Source organism: Arthrobacter sp. 05T410, from assembly GCF_056396505.1.
Map to the genome: position 1 here is coordinate 112,520 of NZ_JBFTLP010000002.1, position 17,112 is coordinate 129,631.

A 17,112-nucleotide genomic window follows, 5' to 3' on the forward strand; every position below is an offset into this window, starting at 1 on the left:
AGCCCATCAGCTGCAACGCCTCAGCTGAGCCGCTCGAACACAACCGCCATGCCCTGGCCGCCGCCGACGCACAGCGTGGCCAGGCCGAGGGAGGCATCGCGGGCGCGGAGCCCGTTGAGCAGCGTGGTGGTCATGCGTGCGCCGGTCATCCCGAAGGGGTGGCCGAGCGCGATGGCGCCGCCGTGGATATTGAGCTTCTCCGGATCGATGCCGAGCTCCCGGGCGCTGGCCACCACCTGGACCGCGAAGGCCTCGTTGAGCTCCACGAGGTCGATGTCCCCGATGCCCAGCCCGGCGATCGTGAGCGCCCGGCGGGTCGCTTCCACCGGTCCCATGCCCATCAACTCCGGGGACAGGGCGCTGACACCGGTGGAGACGATCCGGGCTAGCGGTTCGAGACCCAGTTCGCGGGCGCGCGAGTCACTCATGACCACGACGGCGGCGGCCCCGTCATTGAGCGGGCACGCGTTCCCGGCCGTCACAGTGCCGCTACTGCGGAAGACGGGCTGCAGGGCGCCGACGGCCTCCGCGCTCACACCGGGACGCGGCGAATCGTCGCGGTCCACCACCGAGCCGTCGGTGCGGGTATACGGCGTGATTTCGCGGGCGTAGAACCCGGAAGCGATGGCCGCCTCGGCCCGGTTCTGGCTGAGCACCGCCCAGGCGTCCTGCTCCGCGCGGGTGATGCCGTAGCTTGTGGCGACGTTCTCCGCCGTCTGGCCCATGGCGATATACACGTCCGGCATCCGGCCACCCAGCCGCGGGTCGGTCCACGGCGTGTTGGCGGCCGCACGGGCCTCGGTGCGTTTCCGGGCCGCCTCGAAGCGCGGATTGTGCGTGCTGGCGTCGGTCTCACCGGCACCGGACCACTCCCGGTAGCGCGACACCGCCTCCACCCCGGCGGCCACGAACGCCTGGCCTTCGCCGGCCTTAATGGCGTGGAAGGCCATCCGGAGCGTCTGCAGGCTGGAGGCACAAAAACGGTTGATGGTGGCGGCCGGAACGTTGTCCAGCCCGGCCAGGATGCTGACCACCCGGGCCATGTTGGAGCCGGCCTCACCGCTTGGCTCGGCGCACCCCAGATAGATGTCGTCCAGGCCGCGGCCTGGCCCGGCGGCGGCGTCGAACGCAGGAATCCCGGCGAGGGCCGCTGTGATCATGGCCGCGGCGAGATCGTCGGGACGTTCGTCTTTCAGGGACCCTTTGAAGGCGCGGCCGATCGGGCTCCGGGCGGTAGAAACGATGACAGCTTCTGGCATGCGCCCAGACTACGCCCCGCCTAGGCCAGGCGCATGGCTCCGGCCGCGGGGCTGACGCTGAAGATCTCCGGCGCGGCATACCCGGCCCGGGCAAAGGCACGTTCGACGGCGGAGCGAACCTGCTGCGCCGATCCCGCCGGGGTCAGAGCGATCGCGGAGCCGCCGAAGCCGCCGCCAGTCATGCGGGCGCCGACCGCGCCGGCCGACCTCGCCGTGTCCACGGCAAGGTCCAGCTCCGCGCAGGAGATCTCGAAGTCATCGCGCATCGAGGCATGGGACGCGTCGAGCAGGGGGCCGATGGCGGCCGGGCCCCGGGTGTCCAGCAGCTCCACCGTCTGCAGCACGCGCTGGTTCTCGGTGACCACATGCCGTAGCCGGCGGAAGGTCTCCTGGTCCAGAAGCCCGCTGGCCTCCCCGAGATCCTCGAACCCGACGTCGCGCAGCGCCCGCACGCCAAGGACCTCGGCGGCGAGTTCGCACGATTCCCGCCGGGCCGCATACCCGCCGTCGGCGTGGGAATGGGAAACCCGGGTGTCGATAACCAGCAGCACCAGTCCCGCGGCGTCGGCGTCGAACGGCACCAGCCGGACACTCTGGTCCCGGCAGTCGAGGAAGACGGCGTGGCCGGCCGTGGCCCGGAGCGAGGCGGACTGGTCCATGATGCCGGTGGGCGCGCCGACGAAGTCGTTCTCCGCCCGCTGGGTGGCCAGGACCATGTCCTGCACGGAGAGGCCGGCGTCCATGAGCCCGTTCAGCGCCGAAATCACGGCGCATTCGATGGCATGGGAGGACGACAGGCCCGCCCCTCGCGGAACCTCGGAATCCAGGAGCAGGTCCACGCCGGGAACCTGAAGGCCCCGCTGCTGCAGGGCCCAGATGACCCCGAGCGGGTACTTTGTCCAGCCCCTGGCGCTGGCGCGGGCCAGCGAGCCGGTCTCCGCGGTGGTCAGCCCCTGGTTGCCGAACGTGGAGAGCATCCGCACGGTAGAATCCGGCCGGACCCGGACGGCAACCCGGGCCGCCCGGTCGATGGCGAACGGCAGGACGAAGCCCTCGTTGTAATCCGTGTGCTCGCCGATGAGGTTGACCCGTCCCGGCGCCTGCCACACGCCGTCGGGCCGGGCGCCGAAGACCGTCTCAAACCGGGCGGCGAGCCCGCGGCCGTCCAGGGGTGGATTCATGGCCTGGCTCCTGCGCTGCTGGAAGTCATGGGTCCAAGGTATACGGGTTGCCGGGTTGTTTGTGTGGTGCGGGCTGTACGGTGGTCACCATGGATCTCTCAGCGACACCCCCGGCATCCGGCACAGTATCCGCCGCCAATGACACGATGCGACGGTATGCGTCCGGCCGGCAGTATGAGCTCCGGCGCGGCGACGCCCTGGCAGTCGTCACCGAACTCGCCGCAGGCCTGCGGCTCTACAGCCGCGGCGACACCGCCCTGACGGAAACCTACGGGGATGCCGACATTGCGCCCGGCGCCACCGGAATCACGCTGGCACCGTGGGCCAACCGGGTGGAGGACGGCGTCTGGCACCTCAACGGCAAGAAGCTGCAGCTGGACATCACCGAGGTCTCCCGCAATAACGCCAGCCACGGTCTGCTGCGGAACTCCTCCTACGATCTCGTGGACGAGGACGAGTTCTCCGTAACCCTGGAGGCGGCAGTCTTTCCGCAGCACGGCTACCCGTTTCTTCTGCGGCACCGGGTCCGCTATGAACTGGCCGAGGACCTGGGCCTGGTGGTGCGCCAAACCCTGATCAACGACTCCCAGGACCGCGCGCCGTTCGTGCTTGGCGCGCACCCTTACCTGCGGCTGGGCGACGTGCCCAGCGAGGACCTCACCGTGAGCGTCGACGCCCGGACCAGGCTGGTCGCCGACGACCGCCTCATCCCGCGCAGCAGTGAACCGGTCAGCGGCGACTTCGATCTGCGCGGCGGCCGGCCGGTAGGGACACTTGACCTCGATTCGGCCTACACGGACCTGGAGTTCGACGGCGGCGTCGCCCGGCACACGCTGCGCTCACCCGACGGGCGGACGGTGAGCCTGTGGCAGGACGCAAGCTGCGGGTACGTCCATGTCTTCGTGACGACGGAATTTCCGGGCCGGTCGAAGGCGGTCGCGATCGAGCCGATGACCGGTCCCGCCAACGCGTTCAACAGCGGCGAGGGACTGCGCTGGCTTGCGCCGGGGGAGCAGTTCTCCATGACCTGGGGCATCTCCGCCTCGCTGACGGCCGCTGCAGTCTGACGCTGCAGGCTGACGCTGTGGGCTGATCCGGCGGCCTGACCCCAGGAACGGCCCCCGGGCCGGTTGTTGGTTGCTGGTTTCCTATTGAACGTCGCCTACGGAATCATGGGGCTATGACGCCAGCTGAGGACGCCGCACCTGCCACAAGCCCCTCCTATTCCGCGGCCGGGACCGGCGCACGTGCCGGGGCCCGGGTATGGACCGACCGGGAGATCGACCAGGACATTCCCTACGGCGTGCGGATCGCCGCCGCCTGGGCGTGGCGCGGCGGGCTGATCCTGCTCGTGATCGGGCTGCTGGTCTGGCTGCTCAGCCACGTCAGCTTCCTCATCATCCCCGTCATGGTGGCCGCCCTCCTCTCGGGGCTCCTCAGCCCTGCAGTGCGCTGGATGGCCAACCGGCGCGTGCCCAAGGGGCTCGCCGTCGCCATCACTGTGCTCGGCTTCATCGGCCTCATCGTCGGTGCCCTGACCCTGGTCGGGCGCCAGCTCATGCAGGGCTTCGGCGAGCTGTGGTCCCAGGCGCTCACGGGCGTGCAGCAGGTACAGACCTGGCTGTCGGAAGGCCCGCTGCACCTGACGGCCGCCCAGATCGACAAGTACATCGAGGACGCCACCGCTGCCCTGCAGAACAACAGCAGCAGCATCCTCAGCGGGGCTCTGACGTTCGGGAGCACCGCCGGGCACTTCGCCGCCGGCCTGGTCCTGGCGCTGTTCATCCTGATCTTCTTCCTGCTCGAAGGCGACAGAATCTGGGCCTTCCTGGTCAGGCTCATGCCCCGGAAGGCGCGCCGGGCCACGGACGGCGCGGGCCGCCGCGGCTGGACATCCATGGTCAGCTATGCACGCATCCAAATGTTCGTCGCCTTCGTGGACGCCGTGGGAATCGGCGTCGGCGCCGCCATCATCGGCGTGCCGCTCGCGCTGCCGCTGGGCGTGCTGGTCTTCCTCGGTTCGTTCATCCCGGTGGTCGGCGCGCTGTTCACCGGCGCGATCGCCGTGCTGCTGGCGCTGGTCGCCAACGGGCCCGTCAACGCCCTCATCATGCTGGCGATCGTGCTCGGCGTCCAGCAGCTCGAAAGCCACATCCTGCAGCCCCTCGTCATGGGCAAGGCCGTCTCCCTCCACCCCGTCGCCGTGATCCTGTCCGTCGCGGCCGGCTCCTACCTCGCCGGGATCCCCGGCGCATTGTTCTCCGTTCCGATCCTTGCCGTAGCAAACTCGTCGATTCGCTACATTGCGGGCAGAACGTGGGAACATGATGAAGTGTTGGCAACCGCGGGAGCCGGGGGCGGTCATGCCCCCGAACCCGGCGCAGACACCACCTTCACAGACGTCCACCTGCCGGGCGCAAACCCCGGCGGCGAGGGCGCCGCACCCAACAGCGGTGCTCCGGGCAGCGATGCCGGACGGGGCACCGACGCCTGATCCAAAGAAGGAGAACAGTTCGTGAATACCCTTGAGAGCCTGCCCGTCACGCTGGACGATGTCCTGGAGGCGCAGAAGCTGCTCGACGGGATTATTACGCGGACGCCTGTGGAATCATCGCGGGCCCTCGGCAGCACGGTCGGCGGCGAGGTCTTCCTCAAGTGCGAAAACCTGCAGCGCGCCGGCTCCTTCAAGGTCCGCGGCGCCTACGTGCGGATGGCCAAGCTCTCCGACGCCGAAAAGAAGCGCGGCGTCGTGGCGGCCTCTGCCGGAAACCACGCCCAGGGCGTGGCTGTCGCAGCCAAGAGCCTGGGCATCAAGGCCCGGATCTACATGCCGCTCGGCGTCGCATTGCCCAAGCTCGCCGCCACCCGCAGCCACGGCGCCGAGGTTGTGCTGCATGGCCACAACGTGGACGAGGCGCTGGCGGAAGCCAAGCGCTACGCCGATGAAAGCGGTGCCGTCTTTGTCCACCCCTTCGATGACGTCGACGTCGTCGCCGGCCAGGGGACGGTCGGGCTGGAGATCCTCGAACAGGTCCCCGACGTCGACACCATCCTGATGGGTGTCGGCGGCGGCGGACTCCTCGCGGGCGTTGCCGTTGCGGTGAAGGCGCGCGCCAAAGAACTCGGCCGCGATATCCGCATTATCGGCGTCCAGGCTGAAAACGCCGCCGCCTATCCACCCTCGCTCGCCGCCGACGCCCTCGTCCCGCTCAAGAAGGTCTCCACCATGGCCGACGGCATCGCCGTGGGCCGGCCGGGCCAGTTGCCGTTCAGCATCATCCGCGAGCTCGTCGACGACGTCGTCACCGTCAGCGAAGACGCCCTGGCCCGGGCGCTGATCTTCCTGCTGGAGCGCGCCAAGATGGTGGTGGAACCTGCCGGGGCCGTCGGCGTCGCGGCGCTCATGGAAGGCAAGATCGAAAACCCCGGAACCGTTGCGGTGGTCCTCTCGGGCGGCAACATCGACCCCATGCTGATGCTCAAGGTCATCCAGCGCGGCCTCTCCGCCGCCGGCCGGTACATGACCGTGCGGATGATGCTGGACGACCGTCCGGGCTCGCTGGCCACGATTGCCCGCATCATCGCCGAGAACGACGCCAACGTCACGGGCCTGGACCACACCAGGGTGGGCGGCTCCATCAGCATGGGCGACGTCTCCATCACCGTCAACCTGGAAACCAAGGGCCACGAGCACTGCAGCCAGGTCCTGGCGGCGCTGCGCGCCGAGGGTTTCCAGCCGATCGTGGTGCACTAGGGGCCATGGTGACGGACGCGTTTGGGGGCGGGGAGCCGCGGGAAGGGGAGAGCACCGCGGTGCGGGCCCGCCGGGGACTGCTGGTGGTCGGCTCCTTCGTGGTGCTGCTCTACCTGATCGAGATCCTCAACACCGCACTGTTCCACTCCCTGAACCGCACTTTCGGGCTGCGGCCGCGCAGCCTGGACGGGATCCTGGACATCCTGACCTTTCCGCTGCTGCACTCCAGCCTGGCCCACCTGATGTCCAACACGCTCCCGTTGATCATCTTCGGCTTCCTCGTGTTCCTCTCCGGGCGCCGGGTGTTCATCACCGCACTGGCCGCCAGCTGGCTGGCATCCGGGCTCGTGGTGTGGCTCATCGGCGGCGCCAGCGTCACTGTTGGCGCCTCCGGGCTGGTGTTCGGGCTCTTCGCGTTCCTCCTGGTCCGCGGCTTCATCAACCGGAACTGGTGGCAGATCGCCCTGTCCGTGGTGTTGTTCATGGCCTACGGCGGCATCCTGTTCGGAATCCTGCCCACCGTGGCCAGTTTCGTCTCGTGGCAGGCCCATCTGGGCGGGGCTATTGGCGGTATCACAGCCGCGCTGCTGCTGAGCACCAGGCGCCCCGGTGCGCTGCCAGCGGGACGCTGAGTACCCGGAAAGAGGACACCTCCCCAGGACTCCGGCCAAACCGGCCGGCCCCAACAGCCCCCCGCCAACGGGCGGAAAAAACGACGCCGGCCTCCCCTTGAAGGAGAGACCGGCGTCGCTGTTATGTCGCTGGTGTCAGCCGGCGTACGGCTTGGCGGAGATGATCTCCACCGTGATGTCCTTGCCGTTCGGGGCGGTGTAGCTGAGCTTGTCGCCCTCCTTGTGTCCGACGATGGCCGCGCCGAGGGGGGACTTCTCGCTGAAGACATCCAGGTCCGAGTCGCCGGCAATTTCACGGGAGCCGAGCAGGAAGCTTTCCTCGTCGCCGGCAATCCTGGCCACGACGATCATGCCGGGCTCCACGATGCCGTCGTCGGCCGGGGCCTCCCCGACGTGGGCGTCCCGGAGGAGGGCCGTGAGCTGGCGGATGCGGGCCTCGATCTTGCCCTGCTCCTCCTTGGCAGCGTGGTAGCCACCGTTCTCCTTGAGGTCGCCCTCCTGGCGCGCCGCTTCGATCTTCTGGACGATTTCTGCCCGGCCGGGGCCGGAAAGGTTGTCCAGCTCTGCCTTCAGGCGGTCAAAAGCTTCCTGGGTAAGCCAAGCCGCAGTTGCGCTGTTGGTGGTAGACACGGACTTCTCCTTTGGGTGGTCATACAAGCAAAGACCCCGCCACGGTGGCCACTTTTATGACGCAGTAACCAGCTCAGCGGGGGAAAGGTATTGATCCATTGTAGTCAATCCTGTGGATAAACCAAAGAGGACTGCGGCGTGGATCACACGGTGTCCCAAGCAGCCTCGGACGGCATCACTGCGTGCGCGGCCCGGCACGTGCCGCGGCCTGTGGTCCCGTTATTGTCCGGCGTCGGGAATCCAGCAGCTGTCCACGACGGCGGAGACCGCCTGGGATTCCGTGCGCAGCTGGGTGCGGTGGGCTGTGGTGCGTCCGCCGTCCGTGCCGGCATCGGCCGCGTTCGGCCCGATGTCCACAACCTTCCAGCCAACAATCGCGAACTTCGAGTCCATGGCCTTCACAGCGCATTTCGCCTCCGCTGCCGGGTCCTTCGTGACCTGGAAGTCGATTTCCGTGACCGTGGCGTCGGGGGTGCTGTAGCCGACATCCTTGAAGCTGACACCGCCGATGGCCGCCGACGTCGAGACCCAGGCCAGAAAGGCAATGCCCACGGCGAGGGCGGCGATCAGGATGTTGCGTTTGACCTTGCGGGACAGCGCGCGCTTTTGGCCGCCGTAACGATTGGATAGGCTGTTAGGTGCCGGCGCGGCAGGCTGGTCCTCGGAAGTCACCAGTCCAGTTTAGTGTGGATCGGACCGGGATATTTCCGGCTGGCCGCACAGACCAAGCCGCACACCAACAGACGCACCCCAACAGGGCAGCACAGCAGAAAGAGGAGCCGTCCCACGATGACAGCATCCCCCAGCCCGTCAGCACCGCTTCGTCTGCTGGCGGTCCATGCTCATCCCGACGACGAATCCAGCAAGGGTGCCGCCACGATGGCGATGTATGCTGCCGCCGGCGTGGACGTCCTGGTGGCCACGTGCACCGACGGCTCCCGCGGCGACATCCAGAACCCCGCGATGGAGGGGCAACCGCACCCCAAACGCGACATGGCCGGGGCACGCCGGCTGGAGATGGACGCCGCCGCGAGCGTGCTCGGCATCCGGCAGCGCTGGCTCGGCTTCGTCGATTCCGGGCTGCCCGAGGGCGACCCCCTGCCAGCCCTGCCGCCCGGGTGCTTCGCCCTGCAGCCGCTGGAGCGGGCGGCCGCGCCGCTGGTCCGGCTGGTCCGGGACTTCAAGCCCCACGTAATCCTCAGCTATGACGAGAACGGCGGCTACCCGCACCCGGACCACATCATGGCGCACCGGGTGGCCGTCGAGGCCTTCGCGGCGGCCGGCGATCCTGCCCGGTATCCGGACGCCGGGGAACCCTGGGAGCCCAGCAAGCTCTACTACGACCGCGCCTTCAGCCCGGACCGTTTCCGTGCCCTCCACTCCGCGCTGGAGGAGGCCGGCCTGCAGTCCCCGTATGCCGAGCGGCTCGCTGCGTGGCTGGAAGCGGACGCCGAAGGGCATACCCCGCCGCCGCCGACGCACCCCACCACAACCCAGGTCCAGTGCGGCGATTTCTTCGAAGCCCGCGACGACGCACTCCGCTCGCACCGGACCCAGGTGGACCCGGAAGGATTCTTCTTCGCGGTCTCCTCGGCGATGCAGCGCAAGGTCTGGCCGTGGGAGGACTACTCCCTGATCGAATCCCGGATCCCCGTAGATCTGCCGGAAACGGACCTCTTCGCCGGGCTAAGATAGAGACGAAATGGCTCTTCTATCCAGTGTAGAAAAGATGTTGTAGACAAAGCACTGTAGAAAAGTCACCGCAGAAAAGACACCCAGTTCCACAGAAGGTTTCCCACCGTGCATTCCTTGCTCATCGCCCTCGCAACAACCCCGGCGCCGACCCCTACGCCGTCGCTGCGCCCGGGCCTGTCCGAGGACCAGGTCACCCCGGGTCTGCTGGGCTTCCTGCTGACAGCCTTCATCGTGGTGTTGACCGCGCTGCTGATCGTGGACATGGTGCGGCGTATCCGCCGGGTCCGCTACCGTGCCCAGGTGGAGGAAGAGCGTGCGGCCGCCGAGGACGCATCCCAGGAACCAGGGGCCCCGGGCGGCGTATTCCCTGCCGACGGCGCTGCCTTCCGCGCTGACGGCACGGCCTTCCCCGCCGACGGCGCGGTTAACCGGCCGGAAGTCAACGGCGATGCGGGACCCGGAACCCGCTGACCGCGGATTCCCCAACCCGCCGTCCGGGGCCTCGAATGCCCTGGCGGCGGAACCCTCTGCGTACCTGCGCCAGCACGCCGGCAACCCCGTTCACTGGCAGCCGTTCGGTGACGCGGCCTTCGCCGCCGCTGCCGCCCGGGACGTGCCGGTGTTCCTCTCAATCGGCTACGCGGCCTGCCACTGGTGCCACGTCATGGCCCATGAATCCTTTGAGGACCATGAAACCGCCGACTACCTGAACGCCCACTTTGTCTCCATCAAGGTGGACCGGGAAGAGCGCCCCGACGTCGATGCTGTCTACATGACAGCGACGCAGGCGATCAGCGGCGAGGGCGGCTGGCCGATGTCCGTCTTCCTCCTGCCCGATGGCCGCGCCTTCCATGCCGGCACCTATTTCCCACCCCGGCCCATGCCGGGCCGGCCGTCCTTCCGGCAGGTCGTTGAAGCCGTGAGCGAGGCCTGGACGGAACGCCGCGGCGCCGTCGAGGCCAACGCGGCCACCCTGGCGCGCGGCATCGCCGCCTCCCAGCCGGCAGCCGCCCTGCGCCTCGACGGGCCGGCCGAACCCCTGGACGCGGCGCTCCTTGGCGAAGCCGTCACCGCCCTCTCCGGCGCCGAGGACCGGTACCACGGCGGCTTCGGCGGCGCACCGAAGTTCCCGCCCGCGGCCGTGCTCGAATTCCTGATCCGTCACGCCGCAGTGCCCTCGGACAGCATGCCGCCGGTAGCCGCTCCGGACACCGCTTGCCAGGACTCCGCGGGCCTGGAGACCGCGACGGCGGCCCGGGACATGGCCGGTCGGTGCCTGGCAGCAATGTCCCGCTCGGCGTTGTTCGACCAGCTCGACGGCGGCTTCGCGCGCTATTCGGTGACGGGAGACTGGTCCGTTCCGCACTTCGAGAAAATGCTCTACGACAACGCCCAGTTGCTGCGCGTCTATGTCCATTGGGTCCGGCTGGGCGGCACGCCGGAGTACCCGGCGGCCGAGGCCGCCGGGATTGCCGGGCTTACCGCCGACTGGCTCCTGGCCCGCCTCGGGCTGGCACCTGCGACGGGCCCGGCACCAGCCCCTGCGGCGGTCGCTGCGACGGGACCGGACACCGGGGTCGTGGCCCTGGCGTCGTCGCTGGACGCCGACACGGTCGTCGACGGCGTGCACGCCGAGGGGGCCAGCTACCTGTGGACTCCCGGCGGCCTGGAGTCGCTCCTGGGCCCGGCCGACGGCGCCGCCGTGGCGGCCCTCATGAACGTCCGAATGCCCGGAAGCGTGACCGCCGACGGTTCGCCGCTGCATCCGGGCCGGGAGATGTCCGGCGGGGACGCCGCGCTGTGGCAGCGGGTGCGCCCGCTGCTGGCGCAGGCGCGCAGGAACCGGCCCCAGCCCGGCCGGGATGACAAGGTGGTGGCGGGCTGGAACGGGCTGGCAGTCGCCGCCCTCGCCGACGCCGGCGCCGTCCTGGTACGCCCGGAGCTTGTGGCCGCGGCGGAGCGGATCGCGGACTATCTTGAGCGCGTGCACTGGCGGCCCGCGGCGGATGGCCCCGGCAGGCTTCTGCGCGTCTCCCATGACGGAGTGGCGGGCGGAATCGGCGGTTTGCTGGAGGACTACGCCTTCTGCGCCGAGGGGCTGTTCGCGCTCTATGCGGTTACCGGGCACACCCGCCGGTATGGGCTGGCCGAGGCCATTCTGGACGCCGCCTGCAGGCGGTTCGCGGCCGACGGCGGCCTGAGGGACGCTGCGGGGGAGTCCGCGCAGGTCACGGCCGCCCAGGGCGGCCGTGACGGCCTGGAACCGTTCGACGGCGCCACCCCCAGCGGCGCCGCCGCGCTGGCCGGTGCACTGCTGACCCACTCGGCCTTCTCCGGCTCGTCCGAACACCGCACCCTGGCGGCCAGCATCCTCGCCCTGTTGCTTCCTCCGCTTGCGGGCCAGGCGCCCCGCGCCGCCGGCTGGCTGCTCGCGACCGCCCAGGCCGCCCTCGCCGGTCCCATCGAGGCCGCCGTCGCCGGACCGGACACCCCGGAACGGGCCGTGCTGCACCGGGAGCTGCTGCTCTCGGCGAGCCCCGGGCTGGTGGTCGCGGTCCAGGACGACGGCGCCGCCCGGCCAATACCGCTGCTGCAGGGCCGCGGCGCGGGCCCGGACGGCGCCCCGCAGGTGTTCCTGTGCCGCGGCATGGTCTGCGGCCTCCCCTCGACTTCCGTCGAAGAAATGCGCGGGCAGCTGGCTAGGATGTCCTCATGACTGGTCAGGACGGCTTTGAGCTGGTGGTGTTCGATTGCGACGGTGTGCTGGTGGATTCCGAGGTGATCGCCATCCGGGTGGACCAGCGAGTGCTGGCCGATCTCGGCTGGGACCTGGAACTCGATGACATCGTGGAACGGTTCGTCGGAAAATCCGAGGCGCACTTTGTGGCCGCCGTGGAACAGCAGCTCGGGGTCCGGCTGGCCGACGGCTGGGACCGCGACTACGGTCGCTGGTACCAGGAGGCGTTTGAACGTGACCTCGAGGCCGTTGATGGCATCGAGGACGCCCTGGACCGGCTGTCCCTGCCGCACTGTGTCGCCTCCAGCGGCAGCCACGAAAAGATGCGCCGGACCCTGGGCAAGACCGGGCTGCTGCGCCGCTTCCAGGGCCGCATCTACAGCGCCACAGAGGTGGCCAACGGCAAACCCGCGCCGGACCTGTTCCTCCACGCCGCGGCGAGCCTGGGCACCGCTCCCGGGCGGTGCGCCGTCGTCGAGGACAGCGCCTACGGCGTCCAGGCCGCCCGGGCGGCGGGAATGCACGTCTTCGCGTATGCCGGCGGTGTCACCCCGGCTTCCCGATTGGCCGGTCCCGGAACCACCGTCTTTTCAGACATGCGGCTGCTGCCCGAGCTCATTGCGGCAGGGCATCCCGGCTGAGCCGGGGCCAGCTCCTGACGCCGGAATTCCCCACGATTGAAGCCGGCGCCCGGCGTGTCGGGCCGAACTGCCGGCGAGTCCCGGCGTCGCTGTCTCAAAGGTGGGGAGAATCAGCGCAGCCGGCGTCAGCCCAGGACCGCGATGGCAATGGCGATGTAGTGCGCGGCGAAGGCAAAGACCGTCAGCGCATGGAACAGTTCATGAAAGCCGAAGTGTTCGTAGCTGAAATTCGGCTTCTTCAGCGCATAGAACACGGCTCCCGTGATGTACAGGACCCCGCCGACGCAGATCAGCACCGCCGAGGCAGCGTTGGCGGCGAAAAAGTCCGGCAGATAGAACAGCGAGCCGCAGCCGAGTGCGATATAGATCGGCACGTAGAGCCACCGCGGGGCATTGGTCCACAGCAGGCGGAACAGCACACCGAGGATGGCCCCGGACCAGATCACCCAGAGCAGCACTTCGGCTTGCTGCCGGTCCAGCAGGGCCCAGGCGAGCGGCGTGTAGCTTCCGGCGATCACCAGCATGATGTTCGTGTGATCCAGCCGCTTCAGGACGATCTTCACGCGCGGTGACCAGTTCCCGCGGTGATAGACGGCACTGACGCCGAACAGCAGGACCCCGGTAACGGCATAGACGGCGCAGGCCACCTTCAGGTCCGGCGGCGCCAGGATCACCAGCACCAGCCCGGCGGCCAGTGCCAGCGGGGCGGTGACGGTGTGGATCCAGCCCCGCCATTTGGGCTTGATCATCAGCAGTTCAGCCAGGCGCACCGCGGCGTCGTCCACCGGGGTTGCCCGCTTCGCCGGAGGCTCCGGCCGGGGCTCCGGACTGTTGCTTTCCATGCCGTAATAGTAACCTACGCCCTAGTAAGTTACCGGTGAGTAACAAGCGGTCCGGGGCTGTCCTGTGACGGAGCTGCACCCGGCACGGCCCTCCGGCAGGTAGCCTAGGATGTGCACTGAACAAGTACCTCAAGGAAGCCAGGTGAATCTCCGGATGGAAATGCCCGGATTCCTCTACGGCTTTTACGAGCGCAAGCTCCAGCGCTCCCTCGATCCTGAACGGATCCCGCGCCACGTCGGCGTCATGGTCGACGGCAACCGGCGCTGGGCCCGCCAGTTCAACGCCCCCACGAGCCAGGGCCATCAGGCCGGCGCGGACAAGATCCACGAATTCCTCGGCTGGTGCCAGGAGCTGGGCATCAAGGTGGTCACCTTGTACATGCTCTCCACGGACAACATGAACCGCTCCGGCGAGGAACTCGACCTCCTGATGGGCATCATCGCCAACACCCTGGACCGGCTGGACGAGGACGCCAACATCTCGGTTCACGCCATGGGCGCCCCCGAGCTGCTGCCGGACTACCTCGCCGAGCGGCTGAACAACCTGACGGCGCGCACGCCCGCGCAGGAGAGGCTGCACGTCAACGTCGCCGTCGGCTACGGCGGACGGCGGGAGATCGTCGACGCCGTCCGGGAACTGCTGCACGACGCCGTCGCCCGGGGAGCGGACATTGGACAATTGGCCGATGAACTCACCGTGGATGACATCTCGCGCTTCCTCTACACCCGGGGCCAGCCGGATCCGGACCTGGTGATCCGGACCTCCGGGGAGCAGCGGCTGTCCGGATTCCTCATGTGGCAGAGCGCGTACAGTGAGTTCTACTTCTGCGAGGCCTTGTGGCCGGCGTTCCGCAAGGTGGATTTCCTGCGTGCCCTGCGCGACTACGCCGGCAGGCAGCGCCGCTTCGGCGCCTGAGCGGTTCACGCGGAGTTCACAAGACGGCAACAAGAATCGCCGAAAAATTATCGGACAAACCGGCCCCCGGAGACGTACGTTAATCCCATCGGCAGGCAATTCGCCGGCCGATCGGGGAGGCCAGTACATGGAGCGGATTTTCGCACCGGGTGTATGGGAGGCCGCGTCCGGCCTCCAGGCCGAGCCGCCTCACCAATAACAATTCCGGGCATTGCCCCGGGGCTGGAGTCGATGTGGCTATTTCTGAGCAACTGCCCGACGTCATTTCCGATCAGGGACAGAAAGCTACCTCTCGCGCCAAGCGAGCCACCTCAAAGACCGGTGCAGCGGATTCCGCGGCGGCCGGTCTTGCTGTTTCCGGGGAAGGAACAGGGAGCCGGGGCACGGCCCGCAGTTTCGTGATCGATACCTCCGTCCTGCTCTCCGATCCGCGGGCCCTCCTGCGCTTCGCCGAGCACGAGGTCATCCTGCCGATCGTTGTCATCACCGAGCTCGAAGGAAAGCGCCACGACCCAGAGCTGGGTTACTTTGCGCGCAAAGCCCTCCGGCTGCTCGATGACCTGCGGCTCGAGCACGGCGGCCTGGACCGTCCCATCCCGCTGGGCCCCGACGGCGGCACGCTCATGGTGGAGCTGAACCATATCTCCGCCGAGGTGCTGCCCGCCGGGTTCCGCGGGGTGGACAACGACAGCCGCATCCTCGCGGTGGCCAAGAACATGGCCAACGAGGGCCGCGACGTGACGGTGGTGTCAAAGGACCTGCCGATGCGCGTCAAGGCCTCGGCCATGGGGCTGCTGGCCGACGAGTACCGCAATGAACTCGTCAAGGACTCCGGCTGGACCGGCGTCGCCGAGCTCGACGCGGGCGAGGACGAGGTTGCCACCTTGTACGGGCACGAGCCGGTATTCATCCCGGCGGCGGCCGAGATGCCGACCAACACCGGGCTGGTCCTGCTGTCCAGCCGCGGCTCGGCCCTCGGACGGGTAGGGGCGGACAAACAGGTCAGGCTCGTGAAGGGCGACCGCGACGTCTTCGGACTCCACGGCCGCTCGGCCGAGCAACGGTTGGCGATCGACCTCCTGATGGACCCGTCGGTCGGCATCGTGTCCCTCGGCGGCCGGGCCGGCACGGGCAAGTCCGCACTGGCCCTGTGCGCCGGTCTCGAAGCCGTCCTGGAGCGCCGGGAGCACCGCAAGGTGATCGTCTTCCGCCCCCTGTACGCGGTGGGCGGCCAGGAACTCGGCTACCTGCCCGGGTCCGAAGCGGAAAAGATGAACCCGTGGGCGCAGGCGGTCTTTGACACCCTGGGCGCGCTGGTCAGCCAGGAAGTGGTGGAGGAAGTGATGGACCGGGGCATGCTTGAGGTCATGCCGCTGACGCACATCCGCGGACGCTCCCTGCACGACGCATTCGTGATCGTCGACGAGGCGCAGTCCCTGGAGAAGAATGTGCTGCTGACAGTGATGAGCCGGATCGGCCAGAACTCCAAGATCGTCCTGACGCACGACGTCGCCCAGCGGGACAACCTGCGGGTGGGACGGCACGACGGCGTGGCGGCCGTCGTCGAGACCCTGAAGGGACACCCGCTGTTCGGCCACATCACCCTCACCCGCTCGGAGCGCTCGCCGATCGCTGCCCTCGTGACGGAGCTGCTGGAGGGGGCGGAGATCTAGGCCATCACCCTCCTGCCGAAGGGCCGTGGTCCGGTTCGCCGGGCCACCGCCCTTCGCCGTGGTTGGGTAACCGTGGTTGGGTTCGCCGGGCAGCGGTCCTTCGCTGTGGTCGGGTAACCGTGGTTGGGTTTGCCGTGGTTGGGTTCGCCGGGCAGCGGCGTCCCGCCGTCGCTTAGACACCTCCCGTCGCTGCGCTGCGGTCGCTGGGCGACCTTCGCTTCGCTTTGGTCGGCGATGCGCTCCTTAGCGGGACACCGCTGCCCCGCGATGGTGAGACGCCCACCAGCCGGGTCGCCGTCTTTCGTAGAGGAGCGCATCGCGGCGCATCGGATCCCCGGAGGTCGCCCAGCGACCGCAGCGGGTCCCATGCGTCGTGTCTAAGCGACGGCGAAAGGTGGCGGTCCGGCGAACCCAACCACGGCACCCGCAACCACCGCAACCCAGCGACGGGAAGCGACAGGAGGCGTCTGAGCGACGGCGGACGCCGCGGCCCCGCTGGGGCTATTCGTGGATGCCCAGGAATTTGGCCGTGGCTTCGTGGCCTTTTACCTCGAGCTGCCAGTCGGGGCGTTTGAAGGTGGCGGGGGTGAGGCGGACGCTTTGGACTTCCTGGGCCTTGCCGCCCCAGGCGGCGCGGGTGACGCCGTTGAGCTCGTAGCCGAGGGAGCGTGAGACGCCCAGGGACTGCTGGTTCCAGGCGGCGGCCTCGGATTCCGCCACTTCGGCGCCGAGCCAGTCGAAGGCGTAGAGGGCGACGGCGGCTCGCATTTCCTTGCCGATGCCGCGGCCCTGGACGCTCTGGCGGAGCCATGAGCCTGTGGTGACCGTCTTCAGCGTGGCGAAGTCTTTGGCCTCGACGTCCTGGCATCCGACGAATTCGTCCTCGTGCCAGATGCCGAGCAGGAGGGTCCAGTCCTGCGGTGTCATGTTCCCGCGGCACCGCCAGTACCACTGCGCCATGTTCGGGCCGAGCTCCTCAGCGGGGGATTCGGCCCAGGGCCTGCTGAAGGGGCTGCGGCCCGGCTCGTGCACGCCGCTCAGGGCGGCTGAGACCGCGGCCGGAATGTCCGCGTCGCGGATGGGGCGCAGCTGAAGACGCGGCGTGGTCAGGCTCAAGGCGAAAGGGGGCCAGTAGTCGGCGGGTTCAGTCAT

The 17,112-nt window shown here is 68.7% G+C and carries 16 protein-coding genes; 10 read left to right on the top strand and 6 right to left on the bottom strand.

Annotated features, from left to right (window positions below; all coding sequences use genetic code 11):
• Positions 1 to 20 precede the first annotated feature (20 nt).
• The gene (locus AC1DFR_RS03010; RefSeq protein ID WP_476871244.1) at positions 21 to 1,259 is read right to left on the bottom strand and encodes an acetyl-CoA C-acetyltransferase; all 1,239 of its coding nucleotides are present in this window, start codon (positions 1,257 to 1,259) and stop codon (positions 21 to 23) included.
• A gap of 20 nt (positions 1,260 to 1,279) precedes the next feature.
• Entirely contained in the window at positions 1,280 to 2,440 is a 1,161-nt protein-coding gene (gene galK, locus AC1DFR_RS03015; protein ID WP_476872690.1) for a galactokinase, read from the bottom strand.
• A gap of 89 nt (positions 2,441 to 2,529) precedes the next feature.
• Here galK and AC1DFR_RS03020 point away from each other — a divergent pair, with 89 nt between their 5' ends.
• From AC1DFR_RS03020 to AC1DFR_RS03035, 4 genes are all read left to right on the top strand, one after another.
• Positions 2,530 to 3,507 (top strand): aldose 1-epimerase family protein, encoded by a 978-nt coding sequence (locus tag AC1DFR_RS03020; RefSeq protein ID WP_476872691.1) that lies wholly within the window; start codon positions 2,530 to 2,532, stop codon positions 3,505 to 3,507.
• Positions 3,508 to 3,620: 113 nt separating this feature from the next.
• Complete coding sequence (locus AC1DFR_RS03025; protein WP_476849095.1) at positions 3,621 to 4,934, top strand: AI-2E family transporter; 1,314 nt, start codon at positions 3,621 to 3,623, stop codon at positions 4,932 to 4,934.
• 21 nt (positions 4,935 to 4,955) lie between these two features.
• Positions 4,956 to 6,194, top strand: a complete 1,239-nt coding sequence (ilvA, locus tag AC1DFR_RS03030; RefSeq protein ID WP_026537791.1) for a threonine ammonia-lyase — start codon at positions 4,956 to 4,958, stop codon at positions 6,192 to 6,194.
• Positions 6,195 to 6,199: 5 nt separating this feature from the next.
• Entirely contained in the window at positions 6,200 to 6,826 is a 627-nt protein-coding gene (locus AC1DFR_RS03035) for a rhomboid family intramembrane serine protease (RefSeq protein WP_476849094.1), read from the top strand.
• A gap of 135 nt (positions 6,827 to 6,961) precedes the next feature.
• On the opposite strand, the gene greA is transcribed toward AC1DFR_RS03035, so the two are convergent.
• Positions 6,962 to 7,456: a transcription elongation factor GreA gene (gene greA / locus AC1DFR_RS03040; protein WP_028277369.1), complete on the bottom strand. Its 495-nt coding sequence runs from the start codon at positions 7,454 to 7,456 to the stop codon at positions 6,962 to 6,964.
• Between the two features lie 219 nt (positions 7,457 to 7,675).
• On the bottom strand, positions 7,676 to 8,128 hold the full coding sequence (locus tag AC1DFR_RS03045; protein ID WP_476872692.1) for a DUF4307 domain-containing protein: 453 nt from the start codon (positions 8,126 to 8,128) through the stop codon (positions 7,676 to 7,678).
• Between the two features lie 117 nt (positions 8,129 to 8,245).
• Between AC1DFR_RS03045 and mca the strand changes: the two genes are divergently transcribed.
• From mca to AC1DFR_RS03065, 4 genes are all read left to right on the top strand, one after another.
• Positions 8,246 to 9,151, top strand: a complete 906-nt coding sequence (gene mca, locus AC1DFR_RS03050; RefSeq protein WP_476872693.1) for a mycothiol conjugate amidase Mca — start codon at positions 8,246 to 8,248, stop codon at positions 9,149 to 9,151.
• Positions 9,152 to 9,256: 105 nt separating this feature from the next.
• On the top strand, positions 9,257 to 9,622 hold the full coding sequence (locus AC1DFR_RS03055; protein ID WP_476872694.1) for a hypothetical protein: 366 nt from the start codon (positions 9,257 to 9,259) through the stop codon (positions 9,620 to 9,622).
• Complete coding sequence (locus tag AC1DFR_RS03060; RefSeq protein ID WP_476872695.1) at positions 9,600 to 11,867, top strand: thioredoxin domain-containing protein; 2,268 nt, start codon at positions 9,600 to 9,602, stop codon at positions 11,865 to 11,867. Before AC1DFR_RS03055 ends, AC1DFR_RS03060 begins: the two co-directional genes overlap by 23 nt.
• Positions 11,864 to 12,529, top strand: a complete 666-nt coding sequence (locus tag AC1DFR_RS03065; protein ID WP_230012707.1) for an HAD family hydrolase — start codon at positions 11,864 to 11,866, stop codon at positions 12,527 to 12,529. The genes AC1DFR_RS03060 and AC1DFR_RS03065 overlap by 4 nt, the downstream gene beginning before the upstream one ends.
• 125 nt (positions 12,530 to 12,654) lie before the next feature.
• Here the strand turns inward: AC1DFR_RS03065 and trhA are convergent, their stop codons facing one another.
• Positions 12,655 to 13,371 carry a PAQR family membrane homeostasis protein TrhA gene (trhA, locus tag AC1DFR_RS03070; protein WP_230009209.1) on the bottom strand — a complete coding sequence of 239 codons (717 nt, stop codon included), beginning with the start codon at positions 13,369 to 13,371 and terminating at the stop codon, positions 12,655 to 12,657.
• A 154-nt stretch (positions 13,372 to 13,525) separates the two neighbouring features.
• On the opposite strand from trhA, the gene AC1DFR_RS03075 reads away from it, so the two are divergent.
• A complete protein-coding gene (locus tag AC1DFR_RS03075) occupies positions 13,526 to 14,287 on the top strand; it encodes an isoprenyl transferase (protein ID WP_043436292.1) in 762 nt (253 codons plus the stop codon).
• Positions 14,288 to 14,520: 233 nt separating this feature from the next.
• Positions 14,521 to 15,960 (top strand): PhoH family protein, encoded by a 1,440-nt coding sequence (locus tag AC1DFR_RS03080; protein ID WP_028277376.1) that lies wholly within the window; start codon positions 14,521 to 14,523, stop codon positions 15,958 to 15,960.
• A gap of 501 nt (positions 15,961 to 16,461) precedes the next feature.
• Here AC1DFR_RS03080 and AC1DFR_RS03085 read toward each other — a convergent pair.
• Positions 16,462 to 17,112, bottom strand: a complete 651-nt coding sequence (locus AC1DFR_RS03085) for a GNAT family N-acetyltransferase (protein WP_476872696.1) — start codon at positions 17,110 to 17,112, stop codon at positions 16,462 to 16,464.

Coding starts and splice junctions, on each gene's coding strand:
- AC1DFR_RS03010 (WP_476871244.1), bottom strand. CDS start 1,259: ATGCCAGAAGCTGTCATCGTTTCTACCGCCCGGAGCCCGATCGGCCGC.
- galK (WP_476872690.1), bottom strand. CDS start 2,440: ATGAATCCACCCCTGGACGGCCGCGGGCTCGCCGCCCGGTTTGAGACG.
- AC1DFR_RS03020 (WP_476872691.1), top strand. CDS start 2,530: ATGGATCTCTCAGCGACACCCCCGGCATCCGGCACAGTATCCGCCGCC.
- AC1DFR_RS03025 (WP_476849095.1), top strand. CDS start 3,621: ATGACGCCAGCTGAGGACGCCGCACCTGCCACAAGCCCCTCCTATTCC.
- AC1DFR_RS03035 (WP_476849094.1), top strand. CDS start 6,200: ATGGTGACGGACGCGTTTGGGGGCGGGGAGCCGCGGGAAGGGGAGAGC.
- mca (WP_476872693.1), top strand. CDS start 8,246: ATGACAGCATCCCCCAGCCCGTCAGCACCGCTTCGTCTGCTGGCGGTC.
- AC1DFR_RS03060 (WP_476872695.1), top strand. CDS start 9,600: ATGCGGGACCCGGAACCCGCTGACCGCGGATTCCCCAACCCGCCGTCC.
- AC1DFR_RS03065 (WP_230012707.1), top strand. CDS start 11,864: ATGACTGGTCAGGACGGCTTTGAGCTGGTGGTGTTCGATTGCGACGGT.
- trhA (WP_230009209.1), bottom strand. CDS start 13,371: ATGGAAAGCAACAGTCCGGAGCCCCGGCCGGAGCCTCCGGCGAAGCGG.
- AC1DFR_RS03075 (WP_043436292.1), top strand. CDS start 13,526: ATGGAAATGCCCGGATTCCTCTACGGCTTTTACGAGCGCAAGCTCCAG.
- AC1DFR_RS03085 (WP_476872696.1), bottom strand. CDS start 17,112: ATGACTGAACCCGCCGACTACTGGCCCCCTTTCGCCTTGAGCCTGACC.